This is a genomic window from Pseudomonas sp. NBB, from assembly GCF_032701105.1.
Taxonomy (GTDB): Bacteria; Pseudomonadota; Gammaproteobacteria; order Pseudomonadales; family Pseudomonadaceae; genus Aquipseudomonas; species Aquipseudomonas asiatica.
This window is the reverse complement of record NZ_CP103994.1, coordinates 2,520,621-2,532,708: the sequence shown is the minus strand read 5'-3', so window position 1 is coordinate 2,532,708 and position 12,088 is coordinate 2,520,621. Positions and strand designations below refer to the sequence as shown.

The 12,088-nt window shown below is 62.2% G+C and carries 10 protein-coding genes; 2 read left to right on the top strand and 8 right to left on the bottom strand.

The window, feature by feature from the left end:
• The first annotated feature begins 83 nt into the window (after window positions 1-83).
• Window positions 84-314, top strand: coding sequence for a hypothetical protein (locus NY023_RS11735; protein WP_003257675.1), 231 nt, complete (start codon window positions 84-86; stop codon window positions 312-314).
• Between the two features lie 472 nt (window positions 315-786).
• Here the strand turns inward: NY023_RS11735 and NY023_RS11730 are convergent, their stop codons facing one another.
• Window positions 787-1,401: a hypothetical protein gene (locus NY023_RS11730; protein WP_038409376.1), complete on the bottom strand. Its 615-nt coding sequence runs from the start codon at window positions 1,399-1,401 to the stop codon at window positions 787-789.
• Window positions 1,402-2,313: 912 nt separating this feature from the next.
• Between NY023_RS11730 and NY023_RS11725 the strand changes: the two genes are divergently transcribed.
• Window positions 2,314-3,102: a formate/nitrite transporter family protein gene (locus tag NY023_RS11725; RefSeq protein ID WP_013972199.1), complete on the top strand. Its 789-nt coding sequence runs from the start codon at window positions 2,314-2,316 to the stop codon at window positions 3,100-3,102.
• Between the two features lie 171 nt (window positions 3,103-3,273).
• Here NY023_RS11725 and NY023_RS11720 read toward each other — a convergent pair whose 3' ends face one another.
• From NY023_RS11720 to NY023_RS11690, 7 genes are all read right to left on the bottom strand, one after another.
• Entirely contained in the window at window positions 3,274-3,951 is a 678-nt protein-coding gene (locus NY023_RS11720; RefSeq protein WP_013972198.1) for a GntR family transcriptional regulator, read from the bottom strand.
• 118 nt (window positions 3,952-4,069) lie between these two features.
• The gene (locus NY023_RS11715) at window positions 4,070-5,110 is read right to left on the bottom strand and encodes an ABC transporter permease (protein WP_013972197.1); all 1,041 of its coding nucleotides are present in this window, start codon (window positions 5,108-5,110) and stop codon (window positions 4,070-4,072) included.
• Window positions 5,103-6,614, bottom strand: a complete 1,512-nt coding sequence (locus tag NY023_RS11710) for a sugar ABC transporter ATP-binding protein (RefSeq protein ID WP_013972196.1) — start codon at window positions 6,612-6,614, stop codon at window positions 5,103-5,105. The genes NY023_RS11715 and NY023_RS11710 overlap by 8 nt, the downstream gene beginning before the upstream one ends.
• A gap of 53 nt (window positions 6,615-6,667) precedes the next feature.
• Window positions 6,668-7,909 (bottom strand): sugar ABC transporter substrate-binding protein, encoded by a 1,242-nt coding sequence (locus NY023_RS11705; RefSeq protein ID WP_038410395.1) that lies wholly within the window; start codon window positions 7,907-7,909, stop codon window positions 6,668-6,670.
• Between the two features lie 32 nt (window positions 7,910-7,941).
• Window positions 7,942-9,450 carry an aldehyde dehydrogenase gene (locus NY023_RS11700; RefSeq protein ID WP_128637201.1) on the bottom strand — a complete coding sequence of 503 codons (1,509 nt, stop codon included), beginning with the start codon at window positions 9,448-9,450 and terminating at the stop codon, window positions 7,942-7,944.
• A gap of 68 nt (window positions 9,451-9,518) precedes the next feature.
• The gene (locus NY023_RS11695; RefSeq protein WP_013972193.1) at window positions 9,519-10,793 is read right to left on the bottom strand and encodes a carbohydrate porin; all 1,275 of its coding nucleotides are present in this window, start codon (window positions 10,791-10,793) and stop codon (window positions 9,519-9,521) included.
• A gap of 121 nt (window positions 10,794-10,914) precedes the next feature.
• On the bottom strand, window positions 10,915-12,087 hold the full coding sequence (locus NY023_RS11690) for an iron-containing alcohol dehydrogenase (protein ID WP_013972192.1): 1,173 nt from the start codon (window positions 12,085-12,087) through the stop codon (window positions 10,915-10,917).
• Between the last annotated feature and the right edge of the window lies 1 nt (window position 12,088).

Here is a 12,088-nt window from a genome sequence, read left to right as displayed (position 1 = left end):
AGACAAGGCGCTGATGTAGCGGACCTTGGCGATAGCGTTTCCATCGTTTCGTGCGCAGCCATCGACGCCCTGGGGCTTGCACCATGAACTGCGGCCCATTCTGGGTGATCGTTTTCTTCGTGCTCATCAACAACGGCTGCTCGCTGCTGGGCTTCGGTGAAGGCTCGGTGGGAGGTGTGGCGCGGAGTATCGAGTCGCGAACGGAAATCACCATCGCCACCACGCTGCAACGAGCGCAAAAAACCAATGCAGGCGGCCTGCCGCCTGACGATGGGCAGCTGCTACCGGCGATATTTCTATTGGTTCGCGCCTGACCCGTCAGCGGATGGGGCTGGTTCGCAATCTTGGTAGAAGTGAAAGTCCTGAAATTTCTCGACTGCCTGTTCCGGCCCTTTCGCGGGCACGCCCGCTCCCACAGAACTGCACATAACTCATTGAATTAACCGGGACTCTGTGGGAGCGGCTTTAGCCGCGAACACCGGCGCAGCCGGTGCCATGTACCGCGTTGGATTCTTCGCGGCTAAAGCCGCTCCCACAGGGTACGCGCACTGTTTGCGGATTCAGTTCCCTACGCGACAGCGCAGCCCAAAGGACTGGGCGATCTCCCACAGAACTGCGCGGGACCTTGTGGGAGCGGGCGCGCCCGCGAAGAGGCCAGATCAGGCGACACATCACTTCAGGCCTTTACCAACCGCCAGCCGAACCGCCCAGAGGCTGCGCATGAAACGAGCTCGCCGCGAACCAGGTTTCCCGGTTCGCGGCGTAATTGAAGCGTTACTCAGGCAATCAGGTAGGAATACCAGCCAGTCGCCAGACAGGCGCCGGAACCGGTTCGGCCTGGCTGCGTTTGCGTGCCCACTGGGTCAGGGCAGCCATCATGGCAAAGCCCAGCAAGATCAGTACCGGATAAGCCAGCAGCAACTCGGTCAGCGAGTATTTCCAGGCCAGTGGCCGGCCAACGCCCAGCATCGCCGCATACAACCAGGACACACCCGACAGTGCGCCGGAGAACAGTGCGAACATCCGCACGCCAAAATTAAGGTCGAGCAAGTTGCCCGCTTTGAGCAGGGCAGGCAATACATAACGATGCAACAGCATGCCATTGAAGGTCAGCAACATGACAATAATGACCTTCGCTTGAAGTTTCGGATTGGCAAAATAGTTCATACCTTTATCAAGGTAGTCAATTCCAATCACTGCGGCGCCCGTGAGCCACAAGAATATCAGGGCATTGGCCACGGACTTCTGCAAGCTCGTCATATGCTTACTGTCATGCCCGGCTTCTTTATGACCTTTCAACAAGTTCCTGACCATCTCGGCGTCACTGGCGAATACCAGGCCGATGGCAATGCAACAGGCCAATAAATGAACGTAAATCACCGACAACCGCACCAGCTCCATGGATTCTTTCTGCCCGAACAGGCTAATAATTGTATTAATCTCCACGACGTTTTCTCCACGTAATGCGTTAGCGCTAGATGACCTTGCAATAGGCGTGCGAACGATTTAATCGCAGTGGCAAAGCCAAATTCGAATCGTTAAATGAAAAAGCAGATAATTATTCAATACACACGGTGGCTCACCCGAAGAGCCTCGGTTGGGCATGGCGTTGCTCCACTATTCAGGAAAAAAAGCCCCATGAGCATCCCTGCGATGCTAATGAGGTTGAACGTCCATAAGTTCTGGGGGAAAGGCGCGAGTTGCAATCACATTGAAGGCACCTGCTGGCAAATAGGAGTCAGCGTCACCCAAATCGTTCATTTCTCGAGCAAAATGACCGACAGGCGGTACACTAAATCAAGTTAGTTAGTTTGCTAAGTTGTTGTAATTTGACCGAGCGGAAAGTTTTATCGACAACTGGATCCAAACTTCGCAAATGACTTTGAATGCTCTATTCCGCTGTTTCGCAGATCTCGTTTTCCAGGTGACCGTGCCTAAAGTGCCATCAGTCAGGCCCGGCAAGCTACATTCCGATCATAACGGGCGGTCGGCAACCCGTCTGTCATCTTCAGCCTGCCAGCGGGCTCAATTTGCCCTGGGTGAACCCCCAAGTGATGTTCCAGGCCTGGTTTGCCGGGAAGCAGATCCATGCGCGCAGACCTGCAAGCCTCATCGACGCGGTCTATCAGATCATCCATTCCATCGATTTGACCGCGTCAAATTGACTCATGTAGCTTGCCGCCCTCTTCGCCGCTGGCTCAAAGGTGCGCGTTACACCTTTGCACCAGTTGCGTAGCCTACCCCCGTACTGATCAAGCCCCACCACGGCGTGCGCGCCAGTCGCGTCGCCGTCACCGTGTTCGAGTTTCCGAAATGTCCGTCAATAGCCCCACCCGTATCACCGAGCTCGTCATCGAGAGCGGCGTCAAGAAAGCCCACCTATCCACCCATGCGACACTGGTCCTGGGGTTCCTCGCAGGTGCATTCATTTCGCTAGGGTTTCTCCTGGCTATCCACGTCAGCACCATGATCCCGGTACAGTGGGCCTCGTTCGGCACGCTGCTGGGCGCCGCGGTATTTCCCATCGGCCTGATCCTGGTGATCCTGGCCGGTGGCGAACTGCTCACCGGCAACATGATGAGCTTGCCGTTGGCGATGTTCGCCCGGCGTATCGGCCCAGGCGCCGTGGCGCGCAACTGGCTGCTGGTGACCGTCGCCAATCTGTTCGGTGCACTGTTCGTTGCCGGGTGCTTCGGTCACCTGCTGGGCCTGACCGAGGGGGCCTACCTGAACAAGGTGTTGGCGGCTGCGACCAGCAAGACCAACGCCGACTTCCTCCACGCCTTCGTGTCCGGAATCGGCTGCAACTGGCTGGTGTGCCTGGCAGTGTGGCTGTCGTATGCCAGCCGTGAAATGAGCGGCAAGATTCTCGGCATCTGGTTCCCGATCATGGCGTTCGTCGCCATCGGTTTCCAGCATGTGGTAGCCAACATGTTCCTGATTCCGGCAGCGATCTTTGCCGGCTACCTGAGCTGGGGGCAGTTGGTGGAGAACCTGATGGCCGTGTTCCTGGGGAATGCGGTGGGTGGGGCGATCTTCGTGGGGTTGGCGTACTACGTGTCCTACGGTGTGCCTTCGCAGGAAGCGTGCGAGGTGCAGTGAGGCATTGCGGTCAGGCACGCTTGTGCAGGTGATGTGCCCTGCACAAGCCTGCTTGACCGTTCGTCACTATCCTTGGGCCACGCTGGGCGACACGATGTTCGGCCGGATGCTGACGGCGGTCATGTCATCGCCGACTCACTGGGGACCGGACGGCGATCAAGGCATCCGCCATCAACCTTGGGCCAGCGACTTGCGCTCCAACCACTCCACCATCAACTCCCCCCATGCAATATCCGCTTGCAGGGCCGCCTTGGCCTTTGCCGAATCGCGCTTGCGCAAGGCTTCGAGTACTTCGAAGTGCTTGTGCTTGGCGCTGGCCAGTTCCGCTTTGGGCACTTCGGCATGGAAGGTGCTGAGCAGCGGCCCCATCATCACCCACATGTTCTCCAGGGTCTTGAAGATCACCGGCATGCGTGCGGCGGCAATCAGACCGAAGTGGAACTCGCGGTTGAGCAGCGAAGCCTGTTTGTAGTCGGTGCTGACAGCCGCCTGGAAGGCCGTTTGCACCTCTTCCAGATGCTTCAGCTCGGCGGCGGAAATTCGCTCGGCCGCCATGCCCGCCGCCTCGCCCTCCAGCAGATGGCGGATCAGCTGGATTTCCCGTAGTTGGCTGACGGTCAGCTCCGGCACATAGATGGAGGTAGCGGCCTTCATGTCCAGTGCATGATCACTGACAAGGCGGAAGATCGCCTCACGCACCGGCGTGATCGACACACCAAACTCCTCGGCCAAGGCACTGATGCGCAGGCGGTCACCCGGTTGATACTGGCCGTCCATCAATGCCGTGCGGATGATGCTGTAGACCCGCTCGCTCAGGTTGCCTTTATCCAGTGGCTTGTGAACTGTCACGCTTGTTCTCTCTTGTCTGATGAATAGCACAGGGCCAACCGCCGGAGGAAACACTGGGCGACATGGCGAAGACGCATGATACATCATCGCCCATGCCGTGCCATCTCGTGCGAACGGTTCAGATCCGCGTGTCGCGTCGACCCACCCCTTGCAGCAGCACCGCCACCACGATGATCGCGCCCTTGATGATCTGTTGCGGGTACGCCGGGACGCTGAGCAGGTTCATGATGTTGCCGATCAAACCAAGCACCAGCACCCCGACCACGGTGTAGAACAAACTACCCTTGCCGCCGGACAACAGCGCACCACCTATCACGCAGGCGGCAATGGCATCCAGTTCCAGGGCCATGCCGGCACTGGGCGTGGCGACCCCGGAACGCGAGGCGATGACCACCCCGGCAAGGGCGCTGAGCCCGCCGCAAATCGCATAGGCCGCCAGCTTGTAGCGCTCCACTGCAATCCCCGCCAGGCGCACGGCAGTCTCGTTGCTGCCGCTGGCGATGATCAACCGGCCAAAAGCGTTGTAGCGCAGGATCAGGGCGAACATGCCAATCACCAGCACCGCCAGCCACACCGGCCAAGGCACCCCGAACACTCCATCGGCCTGACGACCGAAGTCTCGCAACAGGCTGGCAGCCGATTGGCTGTCGGCCAGCCGCTGTGGCTGGCCGTTGGAGAGGATAAACGCCAGCCCTCGGGCAATGGTCATCATCGCCAGGGTGGAAATGAACGGGGCCATGCGAAAGTAGGCCACGAAGCTGCCGGTGACCAGGCCCATCAACACCCCTGCCCCCACCGCGATGGCCACCGCCAGCAACAACCCGAGGCTGTCCTCCAGCGGCAGCAGATTCAGGCTCATCGCCACGACCACCCCGCCCACCGCTGCCACCGAGGCAACCGACAAGTCGATACCCGCGGTGAGGATGACGATCAGCATGCCAATGCTGACCAGTATCAGCGGCGTCAGTTGCCGCAGCAGGTTACCCAGGTTCTGCCAGGTGAAAAAGTCCGCCGACAGGCTGCTGGCCACGGCCACCAGCACCAGCAGCATCACCAGTGCGTTGTGTTGCAGAAAAAGCCGGCGCACAACGCGCCCCAGCGGCTGCCTGGACTCGCCCGACAGCGAGGGGGCGGCCAGTTTGCTCAAGTTGTTATCCATGGTGTTCGACTCCCATCGCCAGACAAATCATTGCGTGTTCTTCGATTGCATCACCGCCAAGCTCGCCGGCGATGGCACCATCGCGCATCACCAGCACCCGGTCGCACATGCCGATCAGCTCGGTCATTTCCGAGGACACCAGGATGATCGCCACCCCGGCCTCGGCCAGTTCGTTGATGACCCGGTAGATCTCGGTCTTGGCGCCGATATCTACACCACGGGTCGGCTCGTCGAGGATCAGCACCCGGCAGCCGGCGTCGATCCACTTCATCAGCGCCACCTTCTGCTGATTACCCCCGGACAGATCGCCCACCGCCTGCTCGATCGAGCCGGTCTTCAGACGCAACTGCTGACGTAGCGCCTCGACCCCGGCGCGCTCGCGGGCACCATCGATCCAGCCAAAGCGACTGGTGTAGGGCGAGCCGGGCCGTAAAGCTGCGTTGACGCGGATCGACATCTCCAGCAGCACGCCTTGCTGCTTGCGGTCTTCGGGCAGCAGCCCGATGCCATTGCCGATCGCTTCGCGCGGGCTGCGGTTGCGCAGTTGGCGGCCATCCAGGTGAACAGTGCCGGCGCTGCTGCGCTCGGCGCCGAACAGCGCGCGCATGGTTTCGGTGCGCCCCGAGCCGACCAGTCCGCTGAAGCCCAGCACCTCACCGGCGTGTACCTGAAAACTCACATTGCGTACCAGTGGCCCGGCGCTCAGCCCCTCGACCCGCAGGCGGGCCTCGCCGATGCTTGCCTGGCGTGGCGGGAACAGGTCGCTCAGCTCACGGCCGATCATCATCTGCACCAGCCCGCGCTCGTCGATGGCTGACAGCGGCAGGGTGCCGACGGTACGGCCATCCTTGAGCACCGTGGCGCGGTCACAGATGCGGAAGATCTCGTCCATGCGATGCGAGACATAGATGATGCACACGCCCTTGCGCCGCAATTCCGCCAGGATGCGAAACAACTGCTCGGTCTCGTGGGTGGTGAGCACCGCGGTCGGTTCGTCGAACACCAGCACCGAGGCGTTGCGCGACAGGGCCTTGGCGATTTCCACCGCCTGTTGATGGGCCACCGGCAACTCGCCCACTGCACGGCGTTCGTCGATGTTGGCAAACCCCAGCTCATCGAGTATGCACCGCGCCTTGTCACGCAGCATCGGCCACTGCACCCGCCACCTGTTCGCGCCCAGGTCGTCGATGCAGATGTTTTCCGCCACCGACAGGTGCGGCGCCAGGGCAAACTCCTGGTAGATCACCGATACGCCAAGGCGAAGCGCATCGGCCGGCTTGCCGATACTCGCCGGCTGCTCGTGCAACAGCACCTCGCCAGCATCGCGCACGTAGGCGCCGGCGAGGATCTTCATCAGGGTCGATTTGCCCGCGCCGTTCTCACCCATCAGCGCATGCACTTCACCCACGTTGGCACTGAAGCTCGCACCACTGAGCGCACTGATGCCGCCGAACGCCTTGTGAATGTCGCGCAACTCGACGGCGGTCTTGTGTATTGCATTCATCGGTCTTACCTCTGCAAGCGGCGCGTTGCCAGGCAGGCGCCGCAACCTTCGGATCAGCGCATGGCTGCCTTGAGCTGGTCGATTGAGCGGAATGCGGGTAGCCGCTCGACCGTGGCCGGGCCCTGTTCGAGCTGGATGAAGTGGTCGACGTTGCCAGGGGTTATCAGCTCCACCGGGAAGTACGACGCCAACGGCAGGTTGTTGGCCTGCAGCCGGCCGTCAAGTATCTGGTGGATCAGCTCGATGGCCGCCACCCCGGTCTGCGAACCACTGTTACTGGCGCTAACCAGCAGCTTGCCCTGCTTGATCAGATCCAGCGCAACCTTGAAGCTGCCAGCTGCCGCAGCGACCCGTACCTGCCCGGCCTTGCCGGCATTGTCCACAGCGTTGATGGCGCCGATGGCGATGAAGTCGTTCTCCGCCAGGATCAGGTTCAGGCGCTCGCCATGGGCACTGAGGATGTCCTCGGTGGCGGCCAGGCCGCCCTCCTCGGTCCATTCGCCACGGCCCCAGGCCAGCACGTTGAAGCCCCCTTCAGGCCAGCTGAAACTGCCCTTGGCTTTGACCTGCTGGAACAGCTCGAACCCCTTAAGCAGCGCATCCTCCTTCGACAGGCCGAGCTGGCGCTGCTCGGCACGGGCCTGGACGATCCCCGAGATCATGCCGTTGAGGCGGCTCTCGGAGGTCGAGTTGCCCATTACACCGATGACCATGGCAGCGTTGATTTCGCTGCCCGGGTCAGTGTGCTCGACCACATAGCGCCCGGCCTCGACACCGCTGCCGTAGGGGTTTCCGGTGCTGGTGGTGATCACCGGCGCTCGCGCGTCGGGTGCAGTGCCGACGGTGATTACCGGGATCCCGGCCGCCACCGCTCGCTCGACATCGGCAACGGAACCGAGGATGTCGGTGGGGTCGATGACGATCACATCCACCCCAAGGGTGATGAAGTTGTCGACCTGGGCGCTCTGGCGGGCCACATCGCCGTCGGCCACCTGCACCTGCATGTCATAGCCGTAACGCTCGGCCAGGCTGCGCGCGTCGTCGATCATCGAGACGAACCAGGGGTTACCCAGGGTGATGTCGGTCCAGCCAATGCGTAACCGTTCCCCCTTCTGCTTCAAGGGCAAGCCCTTGTCGATGTCGGTACGATCGGCCATTTGCGGGTCCACCAGGCCGGACAACGCCGTGTTGGGTATCAGCTGGTACAGTGGGTGGCGCGCCTCGGCGGCGGTCGGCCCGGCGAGCAGCGTGGCAAGGCCGAAGGTGGCCAGGGTACGGGCAACTGTGCTTTTCATATTGTTGTTCTCCAGGGTTGCCAGGCAAAAGGTCACAACTCGATCCAGGTGGACTTGAGCTCCGAATACTTGTCCAGGGCATGCAACGAGCGGTCGCGACCGTTGCCGGACTGCTTGAAGCCACCGAACGGCATGCTGATGTCGCCCCCATCGAAGCAGTTGACCCACACGCTGCCGGCACGCAGGCCCCGGGCCATTTGGTGGGCCCGCGAGAGGTCGCGGGTCCACAGGCTGGCGGCCAGGCCATACGGGGTATCGTTGGCGATGCGCAGAGCATCGAGGTGGTCACGGGCGGTGATGACCGAAAGTACCGGGCCGAAGATCTCCTCTCGGGCGATGGTCATGTCGTTGCTGACGTTGTCGAAAATGGTCGGCGGGATGTAAAAGCCCTCGGCGCCCAGGCCGTGCTTGACCCGTTCACCACCGAGGATCAGCTGTGCGCCCTCCTGCACGCCTTTGTCGATATAACCCAATACCCGTTGCAACTGGCTGGCATCGACGATAGCGCCAAGCTGGGTGGTTGGGTCCAGTGGATCTCCGACGGCGATGGTGCGTGCCACCTTGAGCACCTCGGCAACGAACTCGGCGCGGATGCCAGCTTCGACAATCAGCCGCGAGGGCGCCACGCAGACTTCGCCCTGGTTGAAGAACATCGAGCGCGCCGCAGTGGTCGCGGCCTTCTCCAGGTCACGGCAGTCATCGAGAATGATGTTCGGGGTCTTCCCGCCGCACTCCAGCCACACCCGCTTCATGTTCGACTGCCCCGCGTACTGCAGGAACAGCTTGCCGACCTCGCCGGAGCCGGTGAACACCAGGGTATCAACGTCCATGTGCAGGCCCAGCGCCTTGCCCGCGGTGGGGCCAAAGCCCGGCAACACGTTGAACACACCGGCCGGGATACCGGCTTCGGCGGCCAACTGGGCAATGCGCAGGGCAGTCAGCGGTGATTGCTCGGCGGGCTTGAGGACCACCGAGTTGCCCATGGCCAGGGCGGGTGCGACCTTCCACATGGCCATCAGCATCGGGAAGTTCCAGGGGGTGACCGCCGCCACCACGCCGATCGCTTCGCGGGTCACCAAGCCCACGGCCGAGGGCCCCGACGGCGCGACTTCGTCATACAGCTTGTCGCAGCTTTCGGCGTACCACTGCAGGCAATCGAGCACCGCGTGCACATCGAACCCGGCGCTCTCGCTGATGGGCTTACCCATGTCGAGGGTTTCCAGTAACGCCAACTCTTCCATGTGCTGCTCGAACAAGGCAGCGAAGCGCAGCATGACGCGCTTGCGCTCCTTCGGTGTGCGCTGCGACCACACACCACTGTCGAAGGCACGCCGCGCGGCCTTCACGGCCATCTCCACATCCTCGGCCTGGCACGAGGCAACCTGGTTGAGCACGCGCCCGTCGCGCGGCGAAATGTTGGCGAAGGTCTCGCCACTCAAGGCATCGACAAAGCGGCCGTCGATGAAGGCCTGGCCGAGCAGCTGGAGTTCGCTGGCACGCTGCTGCACGGTGGTAAGGTCAATGAAACTGGCAAGGCTCATGGGATTCTCCATTGGATACATGATGCATCATAAAAACAGCGAGACGTCGGCCTGACGCCGGCACTGCACTAGAAGCTGATTTCGGTCTTCAGGCCCCAGACCACCACACTGCGGTCATGCTCGAAGCCGCCGGGGTTGCGTACGTACTGCAGGTTGGGGCGCAGGGTCAGTGCCGGTGTCAGCTGCAACCCGTAATAGAGTTCGACCGGGTACTCGACATCGGCCCGCCGGGGCACGCCGCTGGCCTGCTGCACACGCCGCGCCGAACGCGGGTTGACCTCCAGGCGGCCCAACGCCAGCCCGATCTCGTCCTGCGGGCGCTGGGCCAGGGGCCCACGGATGAACGCGCCCAGGTGCCAGAGCCGCTCGACACTGGAAACGTCCCGGTCGGACTGGATGAAGTTGGTGAAAAGCGTCAGGCCACGCGCAGCATTGTCCGGGTTGCGGTAGACCTGCTGTTCGGCCATGGCGTAGTAGCCGCTTGCCTGGTCGTGTTGCGCGGGTGCCGCGCCGGTCAAGCCGATGGGTTGCCCATCGATGTCCTGGTACAGGTCATCAAAGTCGCCAGTATTGCGCCATACGCCAACCCGGTAGCTGCCAGGCAGGCCACCAAGCACCGGCTTCCAGGCCAGTTCGCCAACCGCCAGGTAACCGGTGGTGCCCGAGGGGCTGCCGAAGTTCAACCCTTGGCTGTTCTCGGTAAAGTGCGGGTTGACCTGGTACACGGAGGTGTTCAGCCACCAGTCATCGGCCAACTGCGCCGCCAGGCTCGCGCCCCATTGGCTGACCGGCCAGGTGAACCAGTTGGGGGTGATGTAGCCAGGCACCGTTCCACAGAAGGTCAGGTTCTGGAACGTGCAGGAAAACGGAAATACATCGCCACTCATGGGCAGCCGGCCGATCTTGAACAGCAAACGCTCATCGAGCAGTGCCTGCTGGTAATAGAACTGCACCAGCCGGGTAACACTGCCATAGCCGTAGATTTCCTGGGCGGCCAGCAGGGTGCCGGTGTCGGCTTCGCGGGTCAGGCTTTCACCGTTGCGGTTGGTGAAAGTGATGCGAAACGCGGCCCCCTGCCAACCCAACAGGCGCTGCAGGTCGAAGCGGGCATCGGCCATCAGCTGGTCGCTGTAGGTGCCCTTGTGCTGCGCCCCTCCCTGGGTGTTGTAGGCCAGTTCATTGACATAGGTGAACTGCAGGTCTACCCCCTTCTCATGCAGACGGGTGCGCTGCCCCTGCCAGTCACCGAACAGGAAATTGCCGGGTGAGTAGTTGTCGGCCTGGGCCTGCTGCAAGGCGCATACGCCCAGCAACCCGACCCCGATCAAGGTGGATCTTGTCATTGCGATCTGTTCCCGAAACTGTTTTCTTGTGGTTTTTGTTCAGCTTTGCGAGCGTGCAACGAGGGCGCCTGGCGTCACTGACCTGGCCGCGCGCAAGGCGGCCAGGGCTGGGTGACGCGAACTACAGGCATTGGCGGACGATTTCGGCCACCTCCTGCTGGTCACGAATGGGTTTGGGGTGGCAGGCCAGGTCCTGGTTGAAGCTGGTCCACACCACCTGAGCGAACTCATCGACCTGCTCGGGCTTGAGGCCATAGCTGCCGAACGTGTCCCGTACGCCCAGGCGGGTGAAGTGGGCGCTGACGATGTCAGGCAGGCGCGCGGCGCGCTCGCTTAGCGGCAAGGTATGAGTGCCCGGGTCGAGGATCTCGGCCACCCGGGCAAACTTGTCCTCGGCCACCGGTAGGGTCCAGCGGATCACCTGCGGCGTACTGGCTGCCACCGTGCCGCCATGGGGCGCATCGGTCATGGCGCCCAATGGCTGGCCCAGCGCATGGGATACGGTGACCCCGGCGCCGGCAATGGCCATGCCGCCGAGGGTCGACGCAAAGGCCATGCGCGCCCTCGCCTCCAGGTCGTCCCCATGCTCCACGCAGCGCAGGGCATTGGCGGCAAAGAGGCGGATCGACTCCAGCGCGACCATTTCCACCCAGGGTGTGGCATGGATGCTGATGAATGCTTCCAGTGCGTGGCAGAAAGTATCCACGGCAGTCAGCGCCGTCAGCCGTGGCGGCTTGGAAACCAGGATTTGCGGGTCGATCAACGCCACATCCGGGTAGATGTGCGGGTTGACAATGGCACACTTGAGGCCCAGCTCAGGATTGTTGATCACCGCGAATGGTGTCGCCTCGGTCCCGGTCCCAGAGGTGGTCGGCACCACCAGCAGCGGCAGACCACGGGACTGCGGCCTCGTCACCGGCTCACCGAGACGCTCGGTGTAGTCCCAACAGCGGCCGCCATGTACAGCGACGAACGCCACGGCCTTGGCCGAGTCGATGGCGCTGCCGCCGCCGATCGCCACCACAGCCTGGCAGCCGCTGTCACGCACCAGCGCCACTGCGCGGTCAATGGTGGTATGGCGCGGGTTGGGCACGATGTCGTAGAACTCGAGGACAGTGATGCCACGCTCGGCGAAACTGCCGAGCACCTGGGCGACCAGCTCGCTGCCTTCAAGGAACGGGTCGACCATCAACAGCACCTTGTTGCCGAACGGCGCGACCTTTTCACCCATGCGGCGGATTGCACCGGCCTCGAAGTCCAGTTTGACCGGCAGGCTTGCCTGAAATGCTTTCATC

Excerpts from the sequence above, each read along its gene's own strand:
- NY023_RS11735 (WP_003257675.1), top strand. The coding sequence starts at position 84 with ATGAACTGCGGCCCATTCTGGGTGATCGTTTTCTTCGTGCTCATCAAC.
- NY023_RS11730 (WP_038409376.1), bottom strand. The coding sequence starts at position 1,401 with ATGGAGCTGGTGCGGTTGTCGGTGATTTACGTTCATTTATTGGCCTGT.
- NY023_RS11725 (WP_013972199.1), top strand. The coding sequence starts at position 2,314 with ATGTCCGTCAATAGCCCCACCCGTATCACCGAGCTCGTCATCGAGAGC.
- NY023_RS11715 (WP_013972197.1), bottom strand. The coding sequence starts at position 5,110 with ATGGATAACAACTTGAGCAAACTGGCCGCCCCCTCGCTGTCGGGCGAG.
- NY023_RS11710 (WP_013972196.1), bottom strand. The coding sequence starts at position 6,614 with ATGAATGCAATACACAAGACCGCCGTCGAGTTGCGCGACATTCACAAG.
- NY023_RS11705 (WP_038410395.1), bottom strand. The coding sequence starts at position 7,909 with ATGAAAAGCACAGTTGCCCGTACCCTGGCCACCTTCGGCCTTGCCACG.
- NY023_RS11700 (WP_128637201.1), bottom strand. The coding sequence starts at position 9,450 with ATGAGCCTTGCCAGTTTCATTGACCTTACCACCGTGCAGCAGCGTGCC.
- NY023_RS11695 (WP_013972193.1), bottom strand. The coding sequence starts at position 10,793 with ATGACAAGATCCACCTTGATCGGGGTCGGGTTGCTGGGCGTATGCGCC.
- NY023_RS11690 (WP_013972192.1), bottom strand. The coding sequence starts at position 12,087 with ATGAAAGCATTTCAGGCAAGCCTGCCGGTCAAACTGGACTTCGAGGCC.